The organism is Aeromonas sp. R10-1 (assembly GCF_040908465.1).
Taxonomy (GTDB): domain Bacteria; phylum Pseudomonadota; class Gammaproteobacteria; order Enterobacterales; family Aeromonadaceae; genus Aeromonas; species Aeromonas caviae.
This window is the reverse complement of the sequence record NZ_JBFODT010000014.1, coordinates 53,077-78,464: the sequence shown is the minus strand read 5'-3', so window position 1 is coordinate 78,464 and position 25,388 is coordinate 53,077. Positions and strand designations below refer to the sequence as shown.

The window sequence follows — 25,388 nt, the reverse complement described above, 5'->3', positions numbered from 1 at the left end:
TCATTACACTTTTCAACTTCTGCTCAGCCGCGTCACACACGCCGCCCCAGCCCGGCCTTCGGGACCGCCGCGCCCCCTCTGGCAGAATGGAAAAAGGAAGGCATTCGCCTTCCTTTTTTGCCCGGGGCGGCCGCACTGGCCGCCCATGTGCCCCGTGACGGGGCGTTCGGCGGTCACGCCGCCTCGGCCAGCTCCTCCTCTTTTTTCTGGTAGGCCTGGGGGGAGAGCCCCAGCAGCTCCTGCACGGTGGAGGCCACCGTGATGGAGGAGAGCGTCCCCACCAGGATGCCGGCGAACAGGGTGAAGGAGAAGCCGTAGAGGGCGTCGCCGCCGAACAGGAGCAGGGCCCCCACGGTGAAGAGGGTGGTGCCCGAGGTGATCATGGTGCGGCTGAAGGTGGCCTTGATGGCCACGTCCGAGCACTCGTGGATCCCCATGCGGGTACGCGACCCCAGCAAGTCCCGCAGCCGGTCCGAGATGACGATGCTGTCGTTGAGGGAGTAGCCTATCACCGCCATCAGGCCCGCGATGACGTTGAGGTCGAACTCGATGTCAAAGAGCGCGAGCAGCCCGATGGCCACCAGACCGTCGTGCAGCACCGACACCAGGATGCCGATGGCCTGACGCCACTCGAAGCGCACCGCCAGGTAGGCGGAGATGGCGAGCGAGGCCACCAGCACCGCCAGCATCCCCTGCTGGAACAGCTCCGCGCCCACCTGGGGCCCGACGATGGTGGTGCGCAAGAGCTCCACCGGCAGGGCGAGTTGCTGCCCCAGCATGGTCGCCAGATCCTCCGCCGCCCAGGGCAGCGCGTGGGGGGGCAGCTTGATGAGCCACTCGCCGGGCACACCGGCGCCGTGCAGCTCCACCACCCCCGCCAGGGGCGCCGTCAGCAGAGCGTTGAGCTCATGGGCCTCCTTCAGGGTCTGGATGCGAAACTCCAGCAGGATCCCGCCGGTGAAATCGAGCCCGAGGGCGAGCCCTTTTGTCGCAAGGACGGCCACGCAGGCCAGGGTCAGCAGCACGGAGGCCCACAGCCCGATATAGCGCCAGCGGGTCAGCCCCATGGCCAGGATCATTCTCAGCATTGTTCTTCCCTCGACGTCAGGTGGTTCAGGCTTCCCGGCAGGAAGCGGTCGGTGCGCAGGTCATGCAGACTCACGGGCGCGGCGTCATGGTGATGAAGTCGGTTCATGGTCATACCCTCAGCAGCTTGGCGCGGCTGTTGCCCCACAGGGGATTGATGATGGCGCGGGTGCCCCAGATACCGGTCACCATGCTGGAGATGAGCCCCAGGATCAGGGTGATGGAGAAGCCCTGCAGCGGCCCGGAGCCGATGGCATAGAGCACCACGGCGCAGATGAGGGTGGTGATGTTGGCATCGAAGATGGTGCGAAACGCCGAGCGATAGCCAAAGTCGATGGCGTTGGCCAAAGACCCCCCTTCCCGCAGCCGGTCCTTGATCCGCTCAAAAATCAGCACATGGGTGTCCACCGCCATGCCTACGGTGAGCACCAGACCGGCGATCCCCGGCAGGGTCAGCACGGCCCCCGGCAATACCGCCAGCATGCCCACCTGCATCAGCAGGTTGGCGACCAGCGCCGTGATGGCGACCCAGCCGAACTTGCGATACCAGGCCATCATGAACAGCATCATGCCCGCCATGCCGAACGCCAGGGCGGTGAAGCCCGCCTCGATGTTCTGCAGACCCAGGGTCGGGCCAATGCTGCGCTCCTCCAGGATCTTCAGCGGCGCGGTGAGGGCCCCGGCCCGCAGCAGCATGGCAAGCTCCTGGGCCTCGGGCAGGCTGCCAATCCCGGTGATGCGGAACTGGTTGCCAAGGGCGGTCTGGATGGTGGCGACGTTGATCACCTCGCTTCGGGCGCGCAGCTTGCCTTCGGCGTTGGTCTTGTACTCGGTGAAGACGGTGGCCATGGGCTTGCCCACGTGCTGGCGGCTGAACTGGTTCATCTTGCTCCCCCCCAGGGTGTCGAGCACGATGTTGACCTGGGGCTGCCCCATCTCCCCCATGTTGGCGCGGGCATCGACGATGTGCTCGCCGCTCAGCACCGGCTGGCGGGCCAGCCCCACTGCCTGGCCGCTGCGATCCGCCATGAAGAAGCGGCTGTCGGCCTTGGCTTCATAGAAGGCCAGGGACGCGGTGGCGCCGATCACCTCTTTCGCCTGCTTGGGGTTGTGCACCCCCGGCAGCTCGATGCGGATGCCGTCCTGCCCCTGACGCACCACCGAGGCCTCGACGATGCCGAGCTCGTTGATCCGCTTTTTCAGGATCGACAGGTTCTGGGTCACGGCGTTGTTCACCAGCAGGGTGCGCTCGGCGTCGCTCAGCACCAGGGTCAGTGCATTGCCGGAGCGGCTCAGTGTCCACTGATCCTGGCGGGTACCGGCACTCTCCTTGATGATGGAGAGCCAGGCCTCCTGCCCCGCCACGTCGGGCAGGGTGACGGCCACGCTCCCCTGGGCGGTGCGCATCACGCTGGCACCGCGCAGGTTGGCCTCGCGAAAACGGGTGCGCAGCGTATCCACCAGGTTCTTGGTCTGGTTGTCGATGACGAAATCCACGTCCACCCCGATCAGCAGCTGGGAGCCGCCGCGCAGGTCCAGCCCGAGCTTGATGGGGTCGGCGCCGAGCCAGCTGATCCAGGCCGGGGCGTTGGAGTAGAACTCCAGGGTCAGGGCGGCGCTGTCCAGCCCCTGCTGCTCCAGCAACTGCTTGGCCAGTTGCTGCTCCCCCTGGCTGGCGAACACCAGCGCCATCCGGCCACCCTGGGCGATCTGCTTGAGGGGGTCGATGTGGTTCTCGGCCAGCAGGGTGCGCTGCGCGTCGCTCAGGCGCGACTGGCCGTGCAGACCGAGGGAGGGCTGCTCACCGAAGAAGGTGGGCAGGGAATAGAACGCGAACGTGACCAGCATCAGCAGCAACAGGGCGTACTGCCACAGGCTCATGCGGTTCAACACGGTATGACTCTTTTTTCTCATGAAATCGGCCTCTGTCAGGCGATGGCAAGGGGCGACACCGGGGTCGCGCCGTGCAAAAAAATGAAACAAGGCAGCCTAGCCGTTCACTAAAAGTGAACAGCAACAGAGAGAAGATGAGGCAACAGGTGGCAAGCTGACCCCATCGGGGTCAGGCGAGGAAGCTCTGGGCGAAGCGGTACTGCAGATGCCGGCGCTGCAGGCGGCGCCTGTGAATGCCGGCGAAGTGATCGCGAAAGCTCGTCCCCGGGTAGAAGAGGGCGGCATAGAACAGCAGGCCGCACAGCAGCAGCAGGATGGCCTGCTGGGACCAGCTCATCACCAGCTCGTAGACCACGCTGCCGGGCTGATGATCGCGGCTCAGGGAGTGCTCGAGGCGCAGCAGGTGATTCTGGTGGGAGCCGACGAACTTGACGATGCCATCGTCACTGCCGCTGACGCCGTGGGCCGCCGGGCTTGCGTCGGCAGGCGCCGCCCCCTCCGCCAGCGAGTGGGCCTGCTGGGCCGAGGGCTGGAACGCGGGTACCCTGACCCCCTCCACCGAGAGGGTAGAGAACAACAGTGCGAGGGTGATGAGCAGGGTCATCGCCGCCAGTTTCACGTTGTCGGTCAGGTTCAAAAGTTAATTCCCACACAATAGAAAGGGCAAGCTACCACAGCCTGCCCCACAAGAACAAGGGCGGCAGGCCCGGGGCCCGCCGCCCTTGTGTTGTCTCACCGCGTCCTCAGCGGCTGCGGGTCATGCCCTCGAAGTCCTCGGCATAGTCCTTGAGCAGGGTGTAGAGGTGGGCCCGCTGGGAGAGATCCATGGAGTGGCTGAGATCGCTCAGCCACTGGATGGTACGCTGGCGGGACTGGTCCGTGTAGCCGGTGAAGCGGCCATCCATCAGGCCGTCCCCCTGCTGGAGCAAGCGAGTCAGCTCCTGGCCGAAATCCGGACTCTGGCGCTGTTTCATCAGCCGATCCAGCTCCTTGGTCCAGGCTTCCTGAAAGTCGAGCCAGGGGGCCATCATCTCGTATTGCCACTCGGCCCACTGCGTGATGAGAGGCTCCTGAGCCGGCTTCACCTTGCCAATCCAGAACACCAGGCGCTCGTTCATCTTCTCCCGAAAGCCCTTGATCATCTCGGCCTTCGACTGGGTGGCAAAATCGTGCTGGCGCTCCTGCTGGCGCTTCACCCGATCGGCCATGAAGCGAGCCACCTGATCGTCGGTCAGGGTCTTGGCGAGGCGCACCGTGCGGGGAATGGCATTCTCTAAGGTACGGGTCAGGCTCGCCTGGGTTCTGTCCAGATGCAGGGTCACCTGGGCCGGACTCATGGGGCTGGCCACCGCCTTGGCCAGGGCGTCGAGATCCCGGGCATAGATGGGCAGCTCATGCTGCCGGTGCCAGGCCATCAGCCCCTTTACCTCCTGGTCCAGCAGCTTCTTCTGGCTGCGGTCCAGAGAGAAGTAGTCGTCCAGTTGCCAGACGATGGCCGAGTCGAGCCAGTAGTAGATCACCCGGGTGGCGCAACCCGTCAGCAGCAGGCAGAGCAGCAGCAGGCTCCAGCTACGCGGTTGACGCCATGAGAATGTGGTCACCATGCATGCCTCCCATTCATTGAATACACGCGTCGCGCGGGCCGTTGCCGGGCATCACTCCAGGCGCTGGCGGTTGATGTCGATCAGGGCCTGATACTCGGGCCCGGGTTGCTGTTCGGCCATCAGCAGCGCCCACAGCAGGCCGATGTAATCGACCCAGGGCAGGAAGGCGTCGGCCTGGAATCCCCGGTGCCCCAGCCCCGTCGGTGCCCCGCCCATGGCTTCAAGATAGCAGCTCTCCAACTGGCACCGCTGCTCTTCGCTCCAGCCGTGGGTGCGCTGGATGCTGGCGACCTCGAACCCAGGATGACCGGCGGCGCCGTATTCCCAGTCGATGACCCAGGGCCGCGACCCCAACAAGTTAGCCGGATTGAGATCGTGATGGCAAGGGAGCCAGCAGTCGTCCGGCTCCCGGCTCGCGAGCAGGGCCCGCTCCAGGGCGGGCAGCCAGGGAGGGATATGGGCCAGACGCTGCCGATAACCGCCGCTGTGGGCCCGCACCGCCATCACCACGGTCGGCACCGGCAGGCGGTGCAGCCGCACCAGCACATCCGCCATCAGGCGGGGCTGCACGGCGAGAGGCGGCGCCTGCTCGGCCCAGTTGGGTTCGTCGCACCACGCCAGCAGCATCAGACCGGTGGCGGGATCGCCGTGATGACAGGGCAACGCCAGCCCCTGCCCCACCGCCCCCTGGTAGAGCTGCCACTCGGTGGCCCGGTCGATGCCAAGGCGCACCGGATCAGGATGACCGCGGCGCAGGAAGGCCTGCTCGCCAGTGGGGAGGCAGAGCCGGTAGTTGCCGTTGGTCAGGCCCTGACCAAGCGGCTCAAGGCGCCCCTGATCCCAGGGCACCGGCAGGCTGGCGAGGAGCGCCAGCTCCGCCAGATCCCCCTGTCCCCGCGGGTCCTCACCAGCCAAAGGTGGACTTCTTGGCCTGTTTGCGGATCTCTTTCTGATCGGCCCACAGCAGTTCGCCGTTCTCCACATCCATCAGGTTCATGGTCATCTGGTAGTAGACGTCCTTCACCTTGCCGTTGTCCTTGACGATGCTGGCGAGGTTGCCATAGACCATGTAGCGGGCACCGGTCTGCTTGCCGAGCCGCACCATGGTGGCGGGATCCACCATGCCGCTGCCCTGCTGGTATTCGAGCTGCTGCTTGACCGCCGCCACCTTGCTCATGTCCACGAAGCGGAACTTGCCCGAGCGCAGCAGCTTGGTGCGGATAGTGTCGGTGATGGCCTCGGTGTCGATGTGCTCCGAGGTCTTGTTGCGGATGGAGTCCATGAACATCACCGGGCGGCCCCCGGCGGTGATCTCGCTGGTGGCCGGGGACGCCAGCATGGAATCCGCCATCTTGTCGGCGATGGCCTGCAAGTCGGAGGAGCCGTAATCGACGGTCACCGTCTCGGTCTCGGTGGGATCGCCATAGCTGACGGTGGTGCTGGAACAGCCGCCCAGCAGCAGAGCGCCGGTCAGGATCAGCAGGGCATGATTCATTTTCATCAGTAGGATTCCTCCATCACTTCGCGAACGTAAATCCGGTAACCCCGTGCAGCCGGGCTCGGCGCCAGGGCGGACAGGGTGCGGGTCTGGTAGCCATGCAGCTTGAGGGGGGTCCAGCCGCGGCCATCGCTGGCCACCTCCTGCCCCGCGTCGTCATACCAGTAGAAGAGATATTGCAGCGTGTTGTCACCACGCTGGGTGCTGGCCGCCGCCACGTTGACCTGCAACAGGCCGTTCTGCTGGCGCCGGCTGAGTTCGGTCAGGGTGACGTTGACGTTTTGATGCTGCTCGGCCACCGCCGCCGCACCGGCCGCGCCATAGAGCGCCACGCCGGAAGTATTGGTGGCACAGCCCGTCAGCAGCAGAACCAGGCCCAGGGCCAACCCTTGTGCTTTCATCTTGTTCTCCTTGCCGGTGGCCGTCGGCCTGACCGGTCATTCATCTGAGTTGCCATATCCGGTTCCCCCTAGAGGGGCATCACCCGGGTCGTGAGCCCGCTCCCCAGGCGCTGTACCCACACCAGGGTGGTGCGCCCGGCGTGGACGCTGAGTGGCAGGGTACGCATGGCGCTGCCCGCCCCCAGGGTCAGGGTGACGTTCCCGGCCGGGACCATCCCCTGCCAGCTCGAGGCCTTGGCGGGCAGCGTCAGCCAGCTGCGGGTATCCGCCCGCTCCGAGAGGGTGTTGAAGATCCCCACCAGGATGTTGCCCACATCCCCCCCCTCCTTGGCGGCGGTGCGCCGTACCTGCTCCTTGGCCACCAGCCGCAGGGCCTGCCGGGTCAGCATGCCGGGCAGCCGCTCCTGCAGATCCTTGGCCGCCAGCGCCTCCAGCCTCACCAGCTCGCTGGTCTGTGCCACCCCCTTGCCCACCGACAGGGTAAGCGGGGCGCCGTCGCTGGCCCGATTGTCGTAATAGGGCACCGCCACGGTAAAGGTACGAAAATCGCCGCTGGAGGTGGAGATGGGCAGCGGCAGGAAGAGCTCCCGGCGCGCCGGGATCAGGCCATCTTCAAACAGCACCACCAGCTGGCCCTGATCCTTGGCCAAGGGCGGCGCCTTGCGGCCCATCCGTTGCTCGGTCTCCTTGAGCTCCTCGGGAGAGCCGCGAAGCCGGGTCAGGCGCAGCAGGGCATCCTGCAGGCTCTGGTTGTCCGGCGCTATCTGGTAGCCGCGCTGGTAATCGACCCAGGCGTCGTTGAGATCCCCGGCCGCCTCATAGAGCACGCCGGAGAAATAGAAGGTGTAGGCGTTCTGGAAACCGTTTTTCACCTGGCCTATCAGGCGATCGAGCTCGGGGGCGCCGCGCGACATCAGCTGGCGCATCTCCCCGGCTTCGTCCTCCTGCTCCCCCTCCTGCGCGACCTTGCGCACCTCGTCAGCCCGCCGTTTAAGGGCCTGCTCCTGCACCTGGTTGGCACGGCGCACCTCTACCAGGGCGCCGTCGGCATCCCCGCGCTGCAAGTAGTTGAGCGCCAGATAGTGGTGCAGCATGGTGCGCTCGTAATCGGGCGCCTGGTAAGCCAGGGTCTGATCGTTGGTGAGCAGGCTGCCCGCTTGAGCCAGTCCCTGGCTCAGGCGGTACTCGGCCTGATTGTCTTCCCACGCAAGCCGGCTGTCGGCGGCGGCAAAGGCCTGCTTGCTGGGGCCGTCCTGACCCGCCAGCCAGGCGATGCGCCCCTTCTCCAGCTGGTCGAGCACGAAGGTGTCGTCCCCCGGGGTCGATTCGCGCACCTCGGGCAGGGCTTCGGCGGCATGGCCCAGCAGCAGCTGGTTGCGCAGGGGCACCATCTGATCCGAGTAGGAGACGAACATGTCTTTCCACTGGGAGGCACAGCCCCCCAGCAGCAGACCGGCCAACAGCAGGCCGGTCGACGTGACGAGGCGCATCACAGGCTCAGCAGGGGTCCCAGGGGCTCGCCACCGACCAGGTGCAGGTGGATGTGATAGACCTCCTGCCCGCCGTGGCGGTTGCAGTTCATGATGAGGCGGTAGCCGTCCTCGGCGATGCCCGCGTCGCTGGCGAGCTTGCGGGCCACGGTGAACATCCGGCCCAACGCCAGCTCGTGATCCGGCTCCACGTCATTGACGGTGGGGATGAGCACGTTGGGAATAATCAGGATATGGGTCTTGGCCTTGGGCTGGATGTCGCGAAACGCGGTCACCAGATCGTCTTGATAAAGGATGTCGGCGGGGATCTCCTTGCGGATGATTTTGCTGAAAATGGTTTCTTGCGCCATGGGTAACTCCTTTATAGGAAAAAGAAAATTCAATACAAAGCTCAAGCGGCTCCCAAACAGGCCGCCGCAACGCGCCAAGTGTGACACAAGCCGACATTTGGCACAGCCGTTGTCCCAATCGCTTCAGTTATTGTGAAGAATACCGATAGCGAGGAGACGTCCCGCGAACCACAACGGCATCCCCTTCGGGGCATGCAGGGTATCAAAGGGACGGGGTACTCAGGCAAGGGACTTTTGCACAGACAGCGGGACAATAATGAAACAAACAATGTCAGACCTCTCGATCCTACAGAGAGTCTATCTGGGCTTTGCCATCCTGGTCGCCGTCATGGTCGCCAGTGCGGTACTGACCTTTCGCGGCCAGAGCGAACTCAGCGGCGCCCTGGATCAGGTGACCCAGGAGTCCATGCCGCTGGTACTCGCCAGCAGCCAGACCCAGATAAGCCTGCTCAGCGCCAACAAATGGCTCACCGATGTGCTGACCGAGCAGGATCTCAAGCAACTGCCGGCGGAAGTGGCCGAGTTGCAACAGGCCAAGGGCCAGGTCGACAAGATGGTCGCCAGCCTCAAACAGCAGGTGGCGGTTCATCCCCAGTTGCAGGCGGACATGACTGCCCTCGTCAAGCTGGTGGATGACTACCTGCAACTGACCCAGACCCTGCCCGGCGAACACGAGGCCCTGCTCACCCGGCTGCACAAGGTCAATCAGGCCAAGGGCCAGTTCCAGGTCAGCCTGCCCCAGTTCAAGAAGAACCTGGGGGACATGATGGTCACCATCGACGACAGCTTCATCAAGATGCTCTCCGAGACCCTGACCACCAAGCTCTCCGCCATCGAGCTCTCCACCATGGATGCCCTCAACCAGAGCATCCCCGCCCCCATCGAGGCAGCGCTCAAGCGCAACAAGATGCAGATCGAGGGCTTCAACAGCACCATCAAGGATCTCCAGGGGGAGCTCAAGGACTTCGACAACAACATGGGCCACTACGTCCATGGCTTCGTGCGCGACACCACGGGCAATGACGGCGTGCTCTCCCAATACCTGGCCCTGATGAAGCAGCAGCAGGCCATGCGCGAGCAGAGCAAGCAGGCGAGCCAGCTCATCCTCAGCATCCAGAACAAGCTGGAGGGGATCACCGCCCAGAGCCAGCAGCTGATGAACGCCAGCATCCAGGCCTCCGATCGGGTGCAGACCCAGAGTACCCTGACACAGGGGATCAGCATCGCCATCGCCATCTTCGTCGCCATCCTGGTGGCCTTCACCCTGGGCAAAGCCATCCGCCGCCCCCTGAAAGAGCTGCTGCGGGTGCTGACCGAGGTGACCCAGGGCGACATGACCCAGCAGGTCGGCTTCAAGAGCCAGAACGAATTCGGCCAGCTCGCCAGCCAGATCAACCTGTTGATCCACCAGATGGGGGATGTGCTAAAGCAGCTCTCCCAGGCTTCGACCCAGCTCAACAGCGCCGCCCACGACAACCGCCACACCACCGAATCGGTGCGGGCGGATCTGGAGAAACAGCGTCAGGAGACCGCCTCGGTCGCCGCCGCCATGACCCAGATGGAGGCCTCGGTGCGGGAGGTGGCCCAGGCCGCCAACCAGACCCTGGAGCGGGTGCAGGATGTGGAGAAAGCCTCCGAGATGGGGCGCAAGGTGATGGCAGGCAACATCACCACCACCCATCAGCTCGCGGGCAAGCTGCAGCAGACCGGCAAGGTGATTGGCGACGTGAGCGCCATGAGCGGCCAGATTGGCAACATCCTCGACGTCATCCGCGGTATCGCCGAGCAGACCAACCTGCTGGCCCTCAACGCCGCCATCGAGGCGGCCCGTGCCGGCGAGCAGGGACGCGGGTTTGCGGTGGTGGCCGACGAGGTGCGCAACCTGGCTGGCCGCACCGCCCAGTCCACCAGCGAAATCCAGACCATGATCGAGAACCTGCAGCAAGGCGTCGCCCGGGCGGTCAACGTGATGCAGGAGTGCTCCCGCGAGATGGACAGCTGCGTGGATCAGAGCTCCCAGGCCAACAACGCCATGGAAGAGGTGCAGGGCATCGTGGTGCTCATCAGCGACATGTCGAGCCAGATAGCCTCCGCCGCCGAGCAGCAGCAGGCCACCAGCGCCGACATCGCCACCAACCTCAACCGCATCTCCGACATCTCGGATCTCAATTATCAGGGCATAGAGCGGGTCGCCGAGACCAGCCAGCAGCTCGACTCCCTTGCCGAGCAGCAGGAGGGGCTGGTCCAGCGCTTCCGCCTCAGTGCCTGATGGCCACGACCCGATACGACAAGGCCCCGCATTGGCGGGGCCTTGTTTTTTACTGGCATGCGGCGCGGGATCAGGCGTAGGCGATGGCGCCCTTGCCGACCCCTTCATAGGCGACAATCTTGACGAACTTGTCCCCTACCTGCTTCTTCACCTCGCGGGCGATGTAGTGGGCCAGCAGCTCGATGGTGGTGTCGGTGTCGATCATCTCCACCTCCGCCGCTGGCATGGCGAGCTGGAACAGCCCCTGGGGCGCCACGTACTTGAAGCCGATGTAGTGCGCGTCCCCTTCTTTCAGTGACGCCTCGGCCCGCTCGCTCAGGGCGAGTTCGCCAAGGGCCACCCTGTCCTCTTCGGTGCCCAGGTAGATGTCGGCCCAGCGCTCGGCCCAGTTGAACTCCAGCTCCTCGTCACGCTCCCCGTCCACCAGGATCTCGACGGGAGAGCGGTGGCCGTGGGCGATGCGTTGGCAGTTGCCGTCGTGCTTCTTGAGGCCGTGGCTGTAGTGGTAGAAGGCGCCCTCGATGCGCTCCTGGCGCAACGTCAGGGAGAGATCCTTGATGTTGCCGGGCAGGCGCTTGGCCAGTACCCCCAGCAGATAGCGGGTCACCGACTCTTTATCCACCTGGGGGGCCGGAATGAAGGCAAAGCCCTGGGCCGGGCAACGCAGGTGGATGGCGCGACCCGGACGCAGCAGATCCACGGTGCTCTCGTCGTTGTCCAGCGCGTTGACATGGACCAGGGGACATTCCGTCGGCACCAGCAGCTTGTGATCCACCTCTTCATCGATGATCGACTTGATGAGCTTCTTCACCCGACCGAAGTCCAGCAGCATGCTCATCTCGTTGAGCTCGCCGCTCATCTCGATGTCCACCAGCCAGCTCTCGCCCACCATGCCGCGGCGCTCGCATAAATAGCTGGAATCGATCACAGTCAAATCTCTAACAAATAACTTCATTACTCAGGCCTTGCTACAGAGAAAGTGCAGTTTGCGATATTATGACCCCGGATTATCGGCAAAGGAACTGGAACCCCCCATGAACAAATTGCTTATCAAGAATGCCACCCTGGTCAACGAAGGCCGCATCTATGCCTCCGACGTCCTGATCGAGGGTGAGCGGATCGCCCGCGTCGCCCCGGACATCAGTGCCCCCGATGCCGTGGTGATCGATGCAACGGGCCGTCATCTCATCCCCGGGATGATCGATGATCAGGTCCACTTCCGGGAGCCCGGCCTGACCCACAAGGGAACCATCGCCAGTGAATCCCGGGCCGCCGTGGCCGGTGGCACCACCAGCTTCATGGAAATGCCCAACGTCAATCCCCAGACCACCACCATCGACGCCCTCGAAGCCAAATACCAGATCGCCGCCAACTCCGCCGCCGCCAACTACAGCTTCTACCTGGGTGCCACCAACGACAACCTGGAAGAGATCAAGAAGCTCGATCCCAAGCAGTCCTGCGGCATCAAGATCTTCATGGGGGCCTCCACCGGCAACATGCTGGTGGACAACCAGGAGACCCTGGCAGCCATCTTCCGCGAAAGCCCGGTGATGATCGTCACCCACTGCGAGGACACCCCGTCCATCAAGGTGCTGGAAGACGAAGCTCGCGCCAAGTGGGGCGAAGACGTGCCCATGCGCGAGCACGGCCGCATCCGCAGCGCGGACGCCTGCTACAAATCCTCCAGCATGGCGGTCTCCCTGGCCAAGCAGTACGGCGCCAAGCTGCACGTGCTGCACCTGACCACGGCGAAAGAGCTCTCGCTCTTTACCGCCACCCCGGATCTGAAGGATCTCAAGGACAAGAACATCACCGCCGAAGTGTGCGTCCACCATCTGTTCTTCAACGAGGCGGACTACGACACCCTGGGCAGCCAGATCAAGTGCAACCCGGCGGTGAAGAGCGCTGCCGACCAGCACGCCCTGCTGGATGCGGTACGCAACGATGTGCTCGACATCATCGCCACCGACCACGCCCCCCACACCTGGGAAGAGAAGCAGAACAGCTACTTCAAGGCGCCGTCCGGCGTGCCCCTGGTGCAGCACTCCCTGCAGGCGCTGCTGGAGCTCTACCACAACGGGGTCTTCAGCCTGGAAACCATCGTCAAGAAGACCTCCCACGCGGTGGCCGAACGCTTCCAGGTGCAGGATCGCGGCTACATCCGGGAAGGCTACTTCGCCGACCTGGTGCTGCTGGATCTCGGCAAGCCCTACGTGGTCACCGACAGCAACCTGCTCTACCTGTGCGGCTGGTCCCCGTTCAACGGCTACCGCTTCCAGAGCACCATCGAGATGACCCTGGTGAACGGCCAGATTGCCTGGCAGAACGGCCAAGTCACCGACAAGGTATTGGGCAAGCGTCTCACCTTCAACCGCTGATCTGGATGATGACCGCTTCCAGCGCGCCCTGCTTGAGATGACCCTGGTCAACGGGCAAATAGCCTGGCAGAACGGTCAGGTCACCGACAAGGTATTGGGCAAGCGCTTGACCTTCAACCGCTGATCTCGGCTTGAGAGCATCACGCCAAACGGCCGCCTCCGGGCGGCCGTTTTTCATGCAAGACAGCGGTGAGGTGCTGATAAAATGCACCACTGGTCGCACTTTGATCCGAAGTTGCTCGCAAAGCAGGCAAACGATCTCGAACCTGAATTTCCCCTGTTGACAGGGTCGGGGCATCTCCATAAACTCCCTCCCCGTCAGCCGAGCTGACTCCGTCGGTGTGTAGCGCAGCCAGGTAGCGCATCTGCATGGGGTGTAGAGGGTCGGAGGTTCGAATCCTCTCACACCGACCAAATTCCCCGAGAAAGGCCTTGTCAGACGACAAGGCCTTTTCTTTTATGGTCTTCCGCCGCGATTGTCTCTCCGATCCCTTTGTGCTGTAGTAAAACCCCCTTTGCCAAGCGGCCCGCATCATGTTGCCTTCCCTTCGTACTTTCTGCACCCTTGCCCTCAGCGCCCTGCTGGTCGGCCAGCTCGCGGGCTGCGCCACCGCCTATGACAGTGAAAAATCGTTCTGGAATGGCCAGACCGGTTTTTCACAGACCCAGCTTGGCCCGGCCCGCTGGCAACTGGAGTTTGTGGGCAACGATCTGGTGGACAGGGAAACGGCGCGCAAATACGTGCTCAAGCGGGCCGGTGAGGTGGCACTGGCAAAGGGATACCCCTGGATTCAGGTCGAGACGCTGACCCTGTCGCGGGATGCCGTCAGGGTCACCCCGACCCGCCCCCAATTCGGGTTCGACGAGTACGAGCCAGACACCTTCATGGACGACATGCAGGTGGAACATCGCACCTCGGCCCTGCTCGTCTTCACCCTGGAGGCCAACCCCCGGGACGCGCAGAGCATGGAAGCCGTTTATCTCGCAAAAATTAAAATAAACAGCGATTAATACAAATAAATCACAAGATGCATATCAAATGCAGCTAATAACAGCACAAAACTCCGAAACAAGTCACTGGATTTCCCCTTCGCGATTAGGCATTCTCCAGCACACCGGCTGTCTGGATTCCACCGCCCGGATCACAAAAAAGGACTGAGGCGGCCCCTCGCCGCCTGCACAGGCATTGCACCTATCGAAACCGGAACTCCCCCATGAAAATGAACAAGTTGACCGTTGCCATCCTCATTGCGATGTTGCTTGGCATCGTGACCGGGCAGGGTTATCGCCTGCTCGCGCCCGCACAGGCCGCAGGCTTTGCCGATGACATCACCCTGCTGACCGACATCTTCCTGCGCCTCATCAAGATGATCATCGCCCCCCTGGTGTTCACCACGCTCGTGGTCGGTATCGCCAAGATGGGTGACACCCGCACCGTGGGCCGCATCGGCGTCAAGACCCTAGGCTGGTTCATGCTCGCCTCCCTGATGTCCCTGACCCTGGGGCTGGTCATGGTCCACCTGATGCAACCTGGGGTGGGGCTCTCCCTCTCCCTGCCCGATGACGGCACCAGCTCAGGCGTGGTTGCCACCGCCATCTCCCTCAAGGATTTCGTGACCCACGCCATCCCGAAAAGCGTGGTCGAGGCGATGGCCACCAACGAGATCCTGCAGATCGTGGTCTTCTCCCTCTTCTTCGGGCTGGCCGCCGCCGCCCTGGGGGACGACGCCAAGCCCGTGGTCAAGCTGATGGCCAGCGGCGCCGAGATCATGCTCAAGGTGACCGGCTACGTGATGAACTTCGCCCCGTTCGCGGTGTTTGGCGCCATCGCCGCCATGGTCGCCAAGGAGGGGCTCGGCATCCTCGCTACCTATGGCACCTTCATGGCCCAGTTCTATCTGGCGCTCGGCTGCCTATGGCTGCTGCTCATCGCCATGGGCAGCCTCTTCATCCGCCGCCGCATCCTGACCCTGCTCGCCCTCATCCGCGAGCCCATCCTGCTGGCCTTCTCCACCGCCAGCTCCGAGGCGGCCTACCCCAAGACCCTGGACAGGCTGGAGAAATTTGGCTGTGACAAGCGCATCGCCAGCTTCGTGCTACCCATGGGCTACTCCTTCAACCTGGACGGCTCCATGATGTACTGCACCTTCGCGGTGATGTTCATCGCCCAGGCCTATGGCATCGAGCTCTCCACGGCCCAGCAGATCACCATGCTGCTGCTGCTGATGGTTACTTCCAAGGGAATGGCCGGGGTGCCCCGCGCCTCCCTGGTGGTGATTGCCGCCACCCTCAACCAGTTCCACATCCCGGAAGCGGGCATCCTGCTGCTGCTCGGTATCGACCACTTCCTCGACATGGGGCGCTCCGCCACCAACGTGCTGGGCAACGCCATCGCCGCGAGCGTGGTGGCCAAGAGCGAAGACAGCCTGGGTGAGACCGCCCCCCTCGGCGAGGTGGGCACCGCCAAGGCGTGATCCCCCCTGACCCCCATGACAACGGCCCGCCTTTGCGGGCCGTTGTCATATGCCTGATGGGGCACGCCGCGCCTCAGCACCAGCGCCTGACCTGTCGGCAATAGTCGTCATAGGCATCGCCGAATTGTCGCCGCAGCGCCTGCTCCTCCGCCAGGATCTGGAAGCGGGTAAGCCAGCCCCAGAGCAGCAGCGGCCCGATCCACACTGCCATGCCTCCTAGATAGCACGCCAGCGCCAGGGTCCAGCAGAGCAGCCCCAGGTACATGGGATTGCGGCTGATGCGATAGACGCCCCGGGTCACCAGCACCCGGCTGCTCTCCAGCCGCTGGGGGTGCACGGTGGTGCGCTGCTGCCAGAAATGCAGAAGCGCACCGCCCCCCAGCAGGGCTCCCGCCAGCCACAGCGTGGCGACCAGCACCAGCCACAGGGGCGCCGCCCTCCCCTCGCCCCGCTCCAGCCACATGGCGAGCACGATGACGACGAACAGCAGCAGCGGTGGAATCCGCAACGTCAGCTTCATATTTTCTTCCTGCAACACGTGCCACGATTGACGCCGTTGAGATACACTCCCAGAGTCGGCATCTGGATAAAAAGTGAAATATATCATTAGCATAGCAACATGCTATGACCAGCCCTGCCGCAGCTCGCCTCAGCGATGAGCCCAGCCTCAACTCAAGACAATAAGAAAGGACTTGCCCCATGCACAAGAAAACACTGCTCGCGACCCTGATCTTTGGCCTGCTGGCCGGCCAAGCGGTCGCCGCCCCCTATCTGCCGCTCGCCGACGACCACCGCAACGGTCAGGAACAGACCGCCGCCAACGCCTGGCTGGAAGTGGATCTCGGCGCCTTCGAGCACAACATCCAGACCCTGAAGAATCGCCTGGGTGACAAGGGCCCGCAGATCTGCGCCATCATGAAGGCGGACGCCTACGGTCACGGCATCGACCTGCTGGTCCCTTCCGTGGTCAAGGCAGGCATCCCCTGCATCGGCATCGCCAGCAACGAAGAAGCACGTGTTGCCCGCGAGAAGGGCTTCGAAGGTCGCCTGATGCGGGTGCGTGCCGCCACCCCGGATGAAGTGGAGCAGGCCCTGCCCTACAAGCTGGAAGAGCTCATCGGCAGCCTGGAGAGCGCCAAGGGGATCGCCGACATCGCCCAGCGCCATCACACCAACATCCCGGTGCACATCGGCCTGAACTCCGCCGGCATGAGCCGCAACGGCATCGATCTGCGCCAGGACGATGCCAAGGCCGATGCCCTGGCCATGCTCAAGCTCAAGGGGATCACCCCGGTCGGCATCATGACCCACTTCCCGGTGGAGGAGAAAGAGGACGTCAAGCTGGGGCTGGCCCAGTTCAAGCTGGACTACCAGTGGCTCATCGACGCCGGCAAGCTGGATCGCAGCAAGCTCACCATCCACGCCGCCAACTCCTTCGCCACCCTGGAAGTGCCGGAAGCCTACTTTGACATGGTGCGCCCGGGCGGCATCATCTATGGCGACACCATTCCCTCCTACACCGAGTACAAGAAGGTGATGGCGTTCAAGACCCAGGTCGCCTCCGTCAACCACTACCCGGCGGGCAACACCGTCGGCTATGACCGCACCTTCACCCTCAAGCGCGACTCCCTGCTGGCCAACCTGCCGATGGGCTACTCCGACGGCTACCGCCGCGCCATGAGCAACAAGGCCTATGTGCTGATCCATGGCCAGAAGGCCCCCGTCGTGGGCAAGACCTCCATGAACACCACCATGGTGGACGTCACCGACATCAAGGGGATCAAACCCGGTGACGAGGTGGTCCTGTTCGGACGCCAGGGTGATGCCGAAGTGAAGCAGTCTGATCTGGAGGAGTACAACGGTGCCCTCTTGGCGGACATGTACACCGTCTGGGGCTACACCAACCCCAAGAAAATCAAGCGCTAAGCAAATTGCTGACATGAAAAAGGGCTCCCGAGGGAGCCCTTTTTACTGCACCGTTCACGCCGCCTTTTTGCGGGTCATCAGCAGACTCAGCCCCATGGAAGCCAGCAGGATCAGCGCCACCACGCCAAGGGCGATACCGGTCGGTATCTTGAAGATATCGAGCAGCAACATCTTGATCCCGATGAACATCAGGATCAGCGCCAGGCCGTATTTGAGCAGGGCGAAGCGATCGGCCACCCCGGCCAGCAGGAAGTACATGGCGCGCAGCCCCATGATGGCGAAGATGTTGGAGGTAAGCACGATGAAGGGATCCGTGGTCACCGCGAAGATGGCCGGGATACTGTCCACCGCGAAGATGAGGTCGCTCACCTCCACCAGCACCAGGATGAGCAGCAGCGGGGTCGCGTAGCGCACACCGTCACGCCAGACGAAGAACTTCTCTCCCTCCAGCGTCTCGGTCACCTTGAAGCGACGACGCATCCAGCCGAGCAGGGCATTGTTCTCGAGATCCGGCTCCTTGTCGGCCGCCCACAGCATCTTGGCACCGGTCAGCAGCAGGAAGGCCCCGAACAGGTAGAGGATCCAGTGGAACTGCTCGATGAGCCAGCTGCCCGCGAACACCATGCCGGCGCGCATCACGATGGCCCCCAGCACCCCGTAGAGCAGGACCCGGCGCTGCAGCTCCGCCGGGATGGCGAAGTAGCCGAACAGCATCAGCCAGACGAAGACGTTGTCCACCGCCAGTGCCTTTTCGATGAGGTAGCCGGTGAGAAACTCCAGCCCCTTCTGGTTCGCGATTTCGCGCCCGGCACTGTGATCCAGCCAGAGCCAGATGGCCAGGTTGAACAGGAGCGCCACGCTGACCCAGATGAGAGACCAGATGCCCGCCTCTTTCAGCGACACCTTGTGCGCCTTGCCGCCACCGACAAAGCGGATATCAATCCACAACAGGACCAGCACTATGCTGAAGAAACCGGTCCACATCCACCATTCACCCATTTTCACTTCTCCCAAAACGACAAAACCCACGGCCGGGAGGCAGTGGGTTTGCGTTTGGAGCAGATACACCTTGCCTCTCGGCAAGGTCTCACTTACAGCCGATTGACATCGACTGCCCGGCTGCCGGGTGCACTGCAGGATATGGGTGCACCGTAATGACGACAAACCGGCGAGAAGTTACTCCCCTTGTGCGGCGGATAGTAACAGTCCGGGAAGATGGCGCCAAGAGGCATCTTATCCCCCATGCAATAAAAAGGGCGCCAGCACGCGCCCTTCTCGATACGGTTCTCCTTAGAACCTGTTTACGAGCTGTCGCGAGAGGTCATCAACAAGGTAAAGAGCAGCGCATGAGCCTTGATCACGGCCTCGCAGCAAGATCGTTAACAGGTTCTCAGAGCGGGTCCACCTTGAGGCAGGAGACCGCGTGGTCGAAGTTGCCCTCGAGCTGGGGCCGGGTCTTGGCGCACTCCGGACCTGCCACCGGGCAGCGGGTACGGAACACGCAACCGGAGGGCGGATTCATGGGGGATGGCAAGTCCCCTTCCAGGATCTGGATGACCTTGCTGCGCTCCAGATCCGGATCCGGGATGGGGACCGCCGACATCAGCGCCTTGGTATAGGGGTGCAGGGGATTGGCGAAGATCTCCTTGCCGGTCCCCAGCTCCACCGCGTTGCCCAGGTACATCACCAGCACCCGATCGGAGATGTGTTTGACCACGGAGAGGTCGTGGGCGATGAAGATGAGGGAGAGCCCCATCTCCTTTTGCAGGGATTTGAGCAGGTTCACCACCTGAGCCTGGATGGAGACATCCAGCGCCGAGACCGGCTCGTCACAGATGATCATCTTGGGCTCGAGGATGAGCGCCCGGGCGATGCCAATGCGCTGGCACTGGCCGCCGGAGAACTCATGGGGGTAACGGTTCACCAGGTTGGGCAGCAGGCCCACCTTGGTCATCATGGCGCGCACCTTCTCCTTCACCTCTTCCCTTGGCAGGGTCGGGTAGAAGGTGATGAGGGGCTCGGCGATGATGTCGCCTATGGTCATGCGGGGGTTCAGGGAGGCCAGCGGGTCCTGGAAGATCATCTGGATCTCCTTGCGCTTCTCCCGCAGGGCGTTCTGCTCGAGCTTGGTCAAGTCCTGCCCAAGCCACACCACCTTGCCGTCGGTGGCCGGTACCAGGCCGATGAGGGCACGGGCGAAGGTGGATTTGCCGCAACCGGACTCCCCCACGACGCCCAGGGTCTCCCCTTCGTAGAGGCGCAGGGTCACCCCGTCCACCGCCTTCAGGGCGGAGGGCTTGGCCCAGGGCCAGGCCTTGTCACTCTTGATGCTGAAGTGAACCTTGAGGTCGGACACTTCCAGCAGCAGTTTCTTGTCAGTACCCATTTAGTTCACTCCCTTGATCATGGCATCCGATACCCAGTGGCACGCCCGCTCCCGGCCGTCGTTGAACGGTGTCAGGATCGGCGATTGCTGGCCACAAATCTCGCTCACCCGGTGGCAACGCTCCTGGAAGGGGCAGCCGGTGGGCAAACGCAGCAGGTTGGGCGGATTGCCCGGAATGGTGGGCAGCTCTTCCCCTTCGGTGTCGAGGCGGGGAATGGCGCGCAGCAAGCCTTCGGTATAGGGGTGGCTCGGGCGATAGAAGATATCGTTGACCCGGCCGTACTCCATGGTCCGGCCTGCATACATCACCAGCACCTTGTCGCAGATGCCGGCCACGACGCCAAGATCGTGGGTGATCATGATGATGGCGGTGTTGAACTCGCGCTTGAGCTCGTTCATCAGGGTCATGATCTGGGCCTGTACCGTCACGTCCAGCGCCGTGGTCGGCTCGTCAGCGATGAGCAGCTGCGGCCGGCACAGGAGCGCCATGGCGATCATCACCCGCTGGCGCATGCCGCCGGAGAACTCGTGGGGATACATGTTCATCCGCTTGCGCGACTCGGGGATCTTCACCGCATCCAGCATGCGCACCGACTCCTCGAAGGCGGCAGCCTTGGTCATCCCCTTGTGCAGCATCAGCACTTCCATCAGCTGATCCTTGACCTTCATGTAGGGGTTGAGCGACGTCATGGGGTCCTGGAAGATCATGGCGATCTTCTCGGAGCGGATCTTGTTGAGCTTGTGCTCCGGCAGATTGAGGATCTCGTCGCCCTGAAATTTGGCCGAGCCGGTGATGACACCGTTCTTGGCGAGCAGCCCCATGATGGCAAAGGCCGTCTGGGACTTGCCTGAGCCTGACTCCCCGACGATTCCCAGGGTTTCGCCAGCAGAAAGAGAAAAGTTGAGGTCGTTGACGGCCACCACATTGCCGTCCGGGGTCTTGAACTCGACCCGCAGATCTTTCACATCCAGTAATTTCATCTCAGTACTCCTTATCGCGCTGTCGTGATGGGGGCCTGCCCGTGGTGAACGCGGTGCGTTCCCTAAACGGGTCTGATGGCCCCTTGGCGTCTTGCCGGTCCCTGGGTATCAGCGATCCTTGGGATCCAGGGCATCACGCAGACCATCCCCGAGGAAGTTGAAGCAGAACAGGGTCACCACCATGAAACCGGCGGGGAACAGGAGTTGCCAGATGGCCACTTCCATCGACTTGGAGCCTTCATCCAGCAGGGCGCCCCAGCTGGTCATGGGCTCTTGCACGCCCAGACCCAGGAAGCTCAGGAAGGATTCGAACATGATCATCCCCGGCACCAGCAGGGTGGCGTAAACCGCCACTATGCCGAGCACGTTGGGCACGATATGACGGGTGATGATCTTCCACTTGGAGACGCCGCAGACGTGAGCCGCCTCGATGAACTCCTTGCTCTTGAGACTCAGGGTCTGGCCGCGCACGATCCGCGCCATGTCGAGCCAGCTCACCGCGCCGATGGCGAGGAAGATGAGGGCCAGATTGCGACCAAAGAAGGTCACCAGCATGATCACGAAGAACATGAAGGGGAAGGCGTTGAGGATCTCAAGCACGCGCATCATCAGGCTGTCGACGCGACCACCGATAAAGCCGGACGCGGCCCCGTAGAGGGTGCCGATGATGACGGCCACCAGGGCCCCCATGATGCCGACCATCAGGGAGATGCGTCCGCCGAGCAGGGTACGCACGAACAGGTCGCGCCCCAGGCTGTCGGTGCCGAACCAGTGGCCGGTCTCCATGTCCGGGGCACTCTGCATGGCCCCCCAGTCCGGGTCATCGAACGTGTACTGGGACAGGTGGGGCCCCACGATCACCGCCAGACCGATGATGGTCAGGATGATGAGGCTGGTCAGGGCCGCCTTGTTGCGCAGGAAACGGCGACGGGCATCCTTCCACAGGGAGCGTCCTTCCACCACTTCCACTTTCTGGGCGAACGCCTCGACGGCTTCGCGCTTTTCAGTTGTGACTACCATGATGTACTCCCGGCTTAGTAACGGATCTTGGGATCGATGACGGCATAGAGAATATCGACCACGGCGTTAAAGGTGATGGTGAGGGCGCCGACCAGAATGGTCAGACCGAGCACCATGGAGTAATCACGGTTGAGGGCACCGTTGACGAACAGCTGGCCGATCCCCGGCAGGCCGAAGATGGTCTCGATGACCACGGAGCCGGTGATGATGCCCACGAAGGCCGGTCCCAGGTAGGAGACCACCGGCAGCATGGCCGGGCGCAGCGCGTGCTTGAGGATGATGTGGCGCAGGGGCAGCCCCTTGGCGCGGGCGGTACGGATGAAGTTGGAGTTCATGGTCTCGATCATGCTGCCGCGCATGATGCGGGAGATGGCCGAGATGTAGTACATCATCATGCCGAACACCGGCAGTACCATGAACTGGGCGCCGCCCCCCTGCCAGCCCCCCGCCGGGAACCAGCCCAGATAGATACTGAAGAAGAGCACCAGCAGCGGTGCCAGCACGAAGCCGGGTATCACCACCCCGGCCATGGCCGACGACATCAACAGGTAGTCGATGAGGGTGTTCTGTTTCAGGGCCGCAATGGTGCCGAAGGTGACCCCCAGGGTCACTGCCAGCAGGAAGGCGACCGAGCCTATCTTGGCGGAGACAGGCAGGGCCTGGCTCACCAGATCATTGACGGTGAAGTCCTTGTATTTGAAGGAGGGCCCCAGATCCCCCTGGACCAGGTTGCCGAGGTAAGTGAGGTATTGCATGCCGATGGGCTTGTCCAGGCCATATTTGGCTTCGATGTTGGCCAGGACTTCCGGCGGCAGGGCGCGTTCGCTGGTGAAGGGGTTACCCGGGGCGAAGCGCATCATGAAGAAGGAGACGGTGATCAAGACCAGCAGAGTCGGGATCGCTTCCAGTAGACGTTTAAGGATGAATTTCAACATAGACATTTCCTGTCCTGTACTGCTTCCAAAGGGTCGCGGTTGTAATAAAGGCCCGCCGTCTGGCGGGCCCTGCTTGTTATGCGACTTGTGTCTTTACTCAGTGAGCAACGATGTACATGTCTTTGCTGTAGATGTTGTCCAGCGGGTTGGCCGGGTAGCCACCCACGTAGGGCTTGACCATGCGGGAGGTCACGTACTGATAGATGGGGGCGATCGGCATGTCCTTGGCCAGGATCTCTTCGGCCTGGACATAGAGCTTGTTGCGCGCCTCGGCATCCACCTGGTTGCGGGACTCGCTCATCAGCTTGTCGAACGTCGGGTTGGAGTATTTGCCGTCGTTGTTGCCGTGGGTGGTCTGCATCAGATCCAGCATGGAGGAGGCTTCGTTGTAGTCCGCAATCCAGCCGGCGCGGCCCACGTCGAAGTTACCCTGCTTCTTGGTCTCCAGGTAGGTCTTCCACTCCTGGTTCACCAGGCTCACCTGCACGCCGAGCTTCTTCCACATGGAGGCGACGGCCACGGCCACCTTTTTGTGGTTGTCGTCGGTGTTGTAGAGCAGCTCGAACTTGAGCGGCTTGCCCGGGCCGTAACCGGCTTCGGTCAGCAGCTCTTTCGCCTTGGTATCGCGCTCTGCCTGGGTCAGCTTGGACCAGGCCGGCGCCACCGGCTTGAAGCCATCTACAAAATCAGGCACGAGCGTGTAGCCCGGGGTTTCGCCCTTGCCCATCACCTTGTCGGCGATCACGTTGCGATCGATGGCATAGGAGAGGGCGGTACGCACCCGCACGTCGTCAAACGGCTTGTGCTTGAAGTTGTACTGGTAGTAGTAGGTGCCCACATAGCCGCTGACCTTTACTTCGTCCGGCAGCTCTTTCTTCATCTGCTTGAAGCGTTCGATGGGCATGTTGTAGGTCAGATCCACTTCGCCAGCCAGATAGCGGTTCAGCTCGGCGTTGGTGGACTGGATGGGCAGGTAGGTCACCTTGTTGATGACGGTCTTGCCGTTGTTCCAGTAGTTGGGGTTGCGCTCGACGTCGACGCGCTCGTTGACCACCCAGTCCTTCAGCACGTAGGCGCCGTTGGATACCATGTTGCCGGGCTGGGTCCACTTGTCACCGAACTTCTCGATCACCTTCCTCGGGACCGGATAGGTGGTGGTGTGGGAGAGCATGCTGACGAAGTAAGGCACCGCCTTCTCCAGCTGAACCTCGAAGGTGTGATCGTCCACCGCCTTCACGCCCAGGGTGTCGGCCGGCTTCTTGCCCGCGATGATGTCGGAGGCATTGATGATGGTCGGGATCTCCATGTACCAGGAGTAGGGAGAGGCCGTCTTGGGATCCACCGCGCGCTGGAAGGCAAAGACGAAGTCATGCGCGGTGACGGGATCCCCGTTGGACCACTTGGCATCCTTGCGCAGGTGGAACACGTAGTGTTTGTTGTCCTTGGTTTCCCAGGACTCGGCGACGCCGGGCAGGGTCTCACCCTTGGGGCCAGAGGTGACCAGCCCCTCGAACAGGTCGCGCAGGATATTGGATTCTACCGTTCCCTCGGTCTTGTGCGGATCCAGGGTGGCGGGTTCGGAACCATTGCCCTTCACCAGGGTTTGCTCGGGAGCAAGCTTGGTACCGGCGGGGACATCGGCGGCGTGAGCCAGGGTGGCGCCACCGAAAAGTGCAGTCAATAAAAGGGTATTAATAATTGTTTTTCTATGAGTCATTTCCATACTCCAACAAGAACATTCCATGCATTTGTTATCCACGAGACAAACACCTCGCTGCCCGCATAATTCCCTGACAATTCTGATAATGCAATAGATATCATCAGGAACAGGCCGCTTTCATGGTCAAAAAAACAACTTAAAACCATTTATTCAGCATTTAAATATCCCGGGGCGGTCGTTTTTCGTACAAGGCCGCTCGATTCTAGGAAATGACCAACAAAAAAGAAACAATAAAAAGCCGGTCACAAGGACCGGCTCCGACAAAAACGGACCTGGCTCACACCAGACCGGGGAAGACTCCCTTGATGCCCGCCACGATGATCTCGATGCCAAGGGACATCATGATGAGACCCATGATACGGGTCACCACGTTGATGCCGGTGTTGCCCATCAGCTTGAACAGCAGGGGAGCGGCGCGGAAGATGAGCCAGGAGCAGCAGGCAAACGCCACCACCACCACGAACATGCCGGCCATCTGGGGCAGGGTCTTCTGGCTGGCATAGACGATGGAAGAGGAGATGGCACCGGGTCCGGCCATCAGCGGCAGTGCCAGGGGCACCACGGCAATGGATTCACGCGCAGCCAGTTCACCCTTCTCCTGCTTGTTGTGCTTCACCTCCCCCAGCTTGCCCTGCAGCATGGACCAGGCGATCAAGGTGATCAGCGAGCCACCGGCAATGCGAAACGACGCCAGGGAGATGCCGAAACTGTCGAGGATGAGCTGTCCCATGCACATGGAGACCATCAGGATGATCATCACGGCAATGTGGGCGGTGGTGTTGGTCTTGCGTCGCTCCTCCGGCGACATGTGGCCCGTCAGGCTCACAAAGACCGGCAACAGACCCAGCGGGTTGATGATCGCGAACAGGCCGACGAAAAATTTCAGGTATAAAGAGAAGTCTATTGCTGCCATAGGCGCCATCCAGAACCAATACGAGCCACAAGGGGCCAGCCCCCAAACTGCGCGTAAATTTACA

24 protein-coding genes and 1 tRNA gene are annotated in these 25,388 nt (G+C 62.5%); 6 read left to right on the top strand and 19 right to left on the bottom strand.

Features of this window, described 5'->3' with window-relative positions; genetic code table 11:
- Positions 1 to 173: 173 nt before the first annotated feature.
- From secF to hinT, 9 genes are all read right to left on the bottom strand, one after another.
- Complete coding sequence (secF, locus tag AB5Y93_RS06040; RefSeq protein WP_029314368.1) at positions 174 to 1,088, bottom strand: protein translocase subunit SecF; 915 nt, start codon at positions 1,086 to 1,088, stop codon at positions 174 to 176.
- Between the two features lie 109 nt (positions 1,089 to 1,197).
- Entirely contained in the window at positions 1,198 to 3,000 is a 1,803-nt protein-coding gene (gene secD, locus AB5Y93_RS06035; protein WP_368228971.1) for a protein translocase subunit SecD, read from the bottom strand.
- Between the two features lie 148 nt (positions 3,001 to 3,148).
- Positions 3,149 to 3,616 carry a hypothetical protein gene (locus AB5Y93_RS06030; RefSeq protein WP_045525161.1) on the bottom strand — a complete coding sequence of 156 codons (468 nt, stop codon included), beginning with the start codon at positions 3,614 to 3,616 and terminating at the stop codon, positions 3,149 to 3,151.
- Positions 3,617 to 3,722: 106 nt separating this feature from the next.
- Positions 3,723 to 4,583, bottom strand: a complete 861-nt coding sequence (locus tag AB5Y93_RS06025) for a DUF6279 family lipoprotein (protein ID WP_042017226.1) — start codon at positions 4,581 to 4,583, stop codon at positions 3,723 to 3,725.
- 51 nt (positions 4,584 to 4,634) lie between these two features.
- A complete protein-coding gene (locus tag AB5Y93_RS06020) occupies positions 4,635 to 5,498 on the bottom strand; it encodes a phosphotransferase (protein ID WP_368228970.1) in 864 nt (287 codons plus the stop codon).
- On the bottom strand, positions 5,488 to 6,084 hold the full coding sequence (lpoB, locus tag AB5Y93_RS06015) for a penicillin-binding protein activator LpoB (RefSeq protein WP_010674346.1): 597 nt from the start codon (positions 6,082 to 6,084) through the stop codon (positions 5,488 to 5,490). Before lpoB ends, AB5Y93_RS06020 begins: the two co-directional genes overlap by 11 nt.
- Positions 6,084 to 6,482: a YcfL family protein gene (locus AB5Y93_RS06010; protein ID WP_010674345.1), complete on the bottom strand. Its 399-nt coding sequence runs from the start codon at positions 6,480 to 6,482 to the stop codon at positions 6,084 to 6,086. The genes lpoB and AB5Y93_RS06010 overlap by 1 nt, the downstream gene beginning before the upstream one ends.
- Before the next feature lie 68 nt (positions 6,483 to 6,550).
- Positions 6,551 to 7,972 carry a COG3014 family protein gene (locus tag AB5Y93_RS06005; RefSeq protein WP_368228968.1) on the bottom strand — a complete coding sequence of 474 codons (1,422 nt, stop codon included), beginning with the start codon at positions 7,970 to 7,972 and terminating at the stop codon, positions 6,551 to 6,553.
- Positions 7,972 to 8,322, bottom strand: coding sequence for a purine nucleoside phosphoramidase (gene hinT, locus AB5Y93_RS06000; RefSeq protein WP_010674343.1), 351 nt, complete (start codon positions 8,320 to 8,322; stop codon positions 7,972 to 7,974). The genes AB5Y93_RS06005 and hinT overlap by 1 nt, the downstream gene beginning before the upstream one ends.
- A 256-nt stretch (positions 8,323 to 8,578) precedes the next feature.
- Here hinT and AB5Y93_RS05995 point away from each other — a divergent pair, with 256 nt between their 5' ends.
- Positions 8,579 to 10,591 (top strand): methyl-accepting chemotaxis protein, encoded by a 2,013-nt coding sequence (locus AB5Y93_RS05995; RefSeq protein WP_368228967.1) that lies wholly within the window; start codon positions 8,579 to 8,581, stop codon positions 10,589 to 10,591.
- Between the two features lie 70 nt (positions 10,592 to 10,661).
- On the opposite strand, the gene AB5Y93_RS05990 is transcribed toward AB5Y93_RS05995, so the two are convergent.
- Entirely contained in the window at positions 10,662 to 11,546 is an 885-nt protein-coding gene (locus tag AB5Y93_RS05990; RefSeq protein ID WP_368228966.1) for a 6-carboxytetrahydropterin synthase, read from the bottom strand.
- Positions 11,547 to 11,625: 79 nt separating this feature from the next.
- On the opposite strand from AB5Y93_RS05990, the gene AB5Y93_RS05985 reads away from it, so the two are divergent.
- Positions 11,626 to 12,969 (top strand): dihydroorotase, encoded by a 1,344-nt coding sequence (locus AB5Y93_RS05985; protein ID WP_039038976.1) that lies wholly within the window; start codon positions 11,626 to 11,628, stop codon positions 12,967 to 12,969.
- On the opposite strand, the gene AB5Y93_RS05980 is transcribed toward AB5Y93_RS05985, so the two are convergent.
- A complete protein-coding gene (locus AB5Y93_RS05980; RefSeq protein WP_368228965.1) occupies positions 12,959 to 13,273 on the bottom strand; it encodes a hypothetical protein in 315 nt (104 codons plus the stop codon). The two genes, AB5Y93_RS05985 and AB5Y93_RS05980, sit on opposite strands and share 11 nt — an antisense overlap.
- Before the next feature lie 33 nt (positions 13,274 to 13,306).
- Between AB5Y93_RS05980 and AB5Y93_RS05975 the strand changes: the two genes are divergently transcribed.
- From AB5Y93_RS05975 to AB5Y93_RS05965, 3 genes are all read left to right on the top strand, one after another.
- A tRNA-Pro gene (locus tag AB5Y93_RS05975) sits at positions 13,307 to 13,383 on the top strand.
- A 120-nt stretch (positions 13,384 to 13,503) separates the two neighbouring features.
- Positions 13,504 to 13,980 carry a hypothetical protein gene (locus tag AB5Y93_RS05970; protein WP_233462593.1) on the top strand — a complete coding sequence of 159 codons (477 nt, stop codon included), beginning with the start codon at positions 13,504 to 13,506 and terminating at the stop codon, positions 13,978 to 13,980.
- A gap of 203 nt (positions 13,981 to 14,183) precedes the next feature.
- Positions 14,184 to 15,443, top strand: a complete 1,260-nt coding sequence (locus AB5Y93_RS05965) for a dicarboxylate/amino acid:cation symporter (protein ID WP_368228964.1) — start codon at positions 14,184 to 14,186, stop codon at positions 15,441 to 15,443.
- A 73-nt stretch (positions 15,444 to 15,516) separates the two neighbouring features.
- Here AB5Y93_RS05965 and AB5Y93_RS05960 read toward each other — a convergent pair whose 3' ends face one another.
- Positions 15,517 to 15,963: an isoprenylcysteine carboxylmethyltransferase family protein gene (locus AB5Y93_RS05960; protein ID WP_368228963.1), complete on the bottom strand. Its 447-nt coding sequence runs from the start codon at positions 15,961 to 15,963 to the stop codon at positions 15,517 to 15,519.
- Between the two features lie 179 nt (positions 15,964 to 16,142).
- On the opposite strand from AB5Y93_RS05960, the gene alr reads away from it, so the two are divergent.
- Positions 16,143 to 17,369, top strand: a complete 1,227-nt coding sequence (gene alr, locus AB5Y93_RS05955; protein WP_039038980.1) for an alanine racemase — start codon at positions 16,143 to 16,145, stop codon at positions 17,367 to 17,369.
- Between the two features lie 54 nt (positions 17,370 to 17,423).
- Here the strand turns inward: alr and AB5Y93_RS05950 are convergent, their stop codons facing one another.
- The 7 genes from AB5Y93_RS05950 to AB5Y93_RS05920 form a co-directional block, all read right to left on the bottom strand.
- The gene (locus AB5Y93_RS05950; protein ID WP_368228962.1) at positions 17,424 to 18,368 is read right to left on the bottom strand and encodes a TerC family protein; all 945 of its coding nucleotides are present in this window, start codon (positions 18,366 to 18,368) and stop codon (positions 17,424 to 17,426) included.
- 391 nt (positions 18,369 to 18,759) lie between these two features.
- Positions 18,760 to 19,755 (bottom strand): murein tripeptide/oligopeptide ABC transporter ATP binding protein OppF, encoded by a 996-nt coding sequence (gene oppF, locus AB5Y93_RS05945; RefSeq protein ID WP_045525464.1) that lies wholly within the window; start codon positions 19,753 to 19,755, stop codon positions 18,760 to 18,762.
- The gene (locus AB5Y93_RS05940) at positions 19,756 to 20,736 is read right to left on the bottom strand and encodes an ABC transporter ATP-binding protein (protein ID WP_039038983.1); all 981 of its coding nucleotides are present in this window, start codon (positions 20,734 to 20,736) and stop codon (positions 19,756 to 19,758) included.
- A gap of 108 nt (positions 20,737 to 20,844) precedes the next feature.
- Positions 20,845 to 21,756, bottom strand: coding sequence for an oligopeptide ABC transporter permease OppC (oppC, locus tag AB5Y93_RS05935; protein ID WP_010674331.1), 912 nt, complete (start codon positions 21,754 to 21,756; stop codon positions 20,845 to 20,847).
- Between the two features lie 14 nt (positions 21,757 to 21,770).
- A complete protein-coding gene (oppB, locus tag AB5Y93_RS05930; protein ID WP_010674330.1) occupies positions 21,771 to 22,691 on the bottom strand; it encodes an oligopeptide ABC transporter permease OppB in 921 nt (306 codons plus the stop codon).
- Between the two features lie 97 nt (positions 22,692 to 22,788).
- Positions 22,789 to 24,408 carry an ABC transporter substrate-binding protein gene (locus AB5Y93_RS05925; RefSeq protein WP_368228960.1) on the bottom strand — a complete coding sequence of 540 codons (1,620 nt, stop codon included), beginning with the start codon at positions 24,406 to 24,408 and terminating at the stop codon, positions 22,789 to 22,791.
- A 280-nt stretch (positions 24,409 to 24,688) separates the two neighbouring features.
- Complete coding sequence (locus AB5Y93_RS05920; protein WP_010674328.1) at positions 24,689 to 25,324, bottom strand: YchE family NAAT transporter; 636 nt, start codon at positions 25,322 to 25,324, stop codon at positions 24,689 to 24,691.
- Positions 25,325 to 25,388 lie beyond the last annotated feature (64 nt).

Bases quoted from the DNA above. Each gene is read 5' to 3' on its own strand.
- secF (WP_029314368.1), bottom strand. From the start codon at position 1,088: ATGCTGAGAATGATCCTGGCCATGGGGCTGACCCGCTGGCGCTATATC.
- secD (WP_368228971.1), bottom strand. From the start codon at position 3,000: ATGAGAAAAAAGAGTCATACCGTGTTGAACCGCATGAGCCTGTGGCAG.
- AB5Y93_RS06025 (WP_042017226.1), bottom strand. From the start codon at position 4,583: ATGGTGACCACATTCTCATGGCGTCAACCGCGTAGCTGGAGCCTGCTG.
- lpoB (WP_010674346.1), bottom strand. From the start codon at position 6,084: ATGAAAATGAATCATGCCCTGCTGATCCTGACCGGCGCTCTGCTGCTG.
- AB5Y93_RS06010 (WP_010674345.1), bottom strand. From the start codon at position 6,482: ATGAAAGCACAAGGGTTGGCCCTGGGCCTGGTTCTGCTGCTGACGGGC.
- AB5Y93_RS06005 (WP_368228968.1), bottom strand. From the start codon at position 7,972: ATGCGCCTCGTCACGTCGACCGGCCTGCTGTTGGCCGGTCTGCTGCTG.
- hinT (WP_010674343.1), bottom strand. From the start codon at position 8,322: ATGGCGCAAGAAACCATTTTCAGCAAAATCATCCGCAAGGAGATCCCC.
- AB5Y93_RS05995 (WP_368228967.1), top strand. From the start codon at position 8,579: ATGAAACAAACAATGTCAGACCTCTCGATCCTACAGAGAGTCTATCTG.
- AB5Y93_RS05990 (WP_368228966.1), bottom strand. From the start codon at position 11,546: ATGAAGTTATTTGTTAGAGATTTGACTGTGATCGATTCCAGCTATTTA.
- AB5Y93_RS05985 (WP_039038976.1), top strand. From the start codon at position 11,626: ATGAACAAATTGCTTATCAAGAATGCCACCCTGGTCAACGAAGGCCGC.
- AB5Y93_RS05980 (WP_368228965.1), bottom strand. From the start codon at position 13,273: ATGGAGATGCCCCGACCCTGTCAACAGGGGAAATTCAGGTTCGAGATC.
- AB5Y93_RS05970 (WP_233462593.1), top strand. From the start codon at position 13,504: ATGTTGCCTTCCCTTCGTACTTTCTGCACCCTTGCCCTCAGCGCCCTG.
- AB5Y93_RS05965 (WP_368228964.1), top strand. From the start codon at position 14,184: ATGAAAATGAACAAGTTGACCGTTGCCATCCTCATTGCGATGTTGCTT.
- AB5Y93_RS05960 (WP_368228963.1), bottom strand. From the start codon at position 15,963: ATGAAGCTGACGTTGCGGATTCCACCGCTGCTGCTGTTCGTCGTCATC.
- alr (WP_039038980.1), top strand. From the start codon at position 16,143: ATGCACAAGAAAACACTGCTCGCGACCCTGATCTTTGGCCTGCTGGCC.
- AB5Y93_RS05950 (WP_368228962.1), bottom strand. From the start codon at position 18,368: ATGGGTGAATGGTGGATGTGGACCGGTTTCTTCAGCATAGTGCTGGTC.
- oppF (WP_045525464.1), bottom strand. From the start codon at position 19,755: ATGGGTACTGACAAGAAACTGCTGCTGGAAGTGTCCGACCTCAAGGTT.
- AB5Y93_RS05940 (WP_039038983.1), bottom strand. From the start codon at position 20,736: ATGAAATTACTGGATGTGAAAGATCTGCGGGTCGAGTTCAAGACCCCG.
- oppC (WP_010674331.1), bottom strand. From the start codon at position 21,756: ATGGTAGTCACAACTGAAAAGCGCGAAGCCGTCGAGGCGTTCGCCCAG.
- oppB (WP_010674330.1), bottom strand. From the start codon at position 22,691: ATGTTGAAATTCATCCTTAAACGTCTACTGGAAGCGATCCCGACTCTG.
- AB5Y93_RS05925 (WP_368228960.1), bottom strand. From the start codon at position 24,408: ATGACTCATAGAAAAACAATTATTAATACCCTTTTATTGACTGCACTT.
- AB5Y93_RS05920 (WP_010674328.1), bottom strand. From the start codon at position 25,324: ATGGCAGCAATAGACTTCTCTTTATACCTGAAATTTTTCGTCGGCCTG.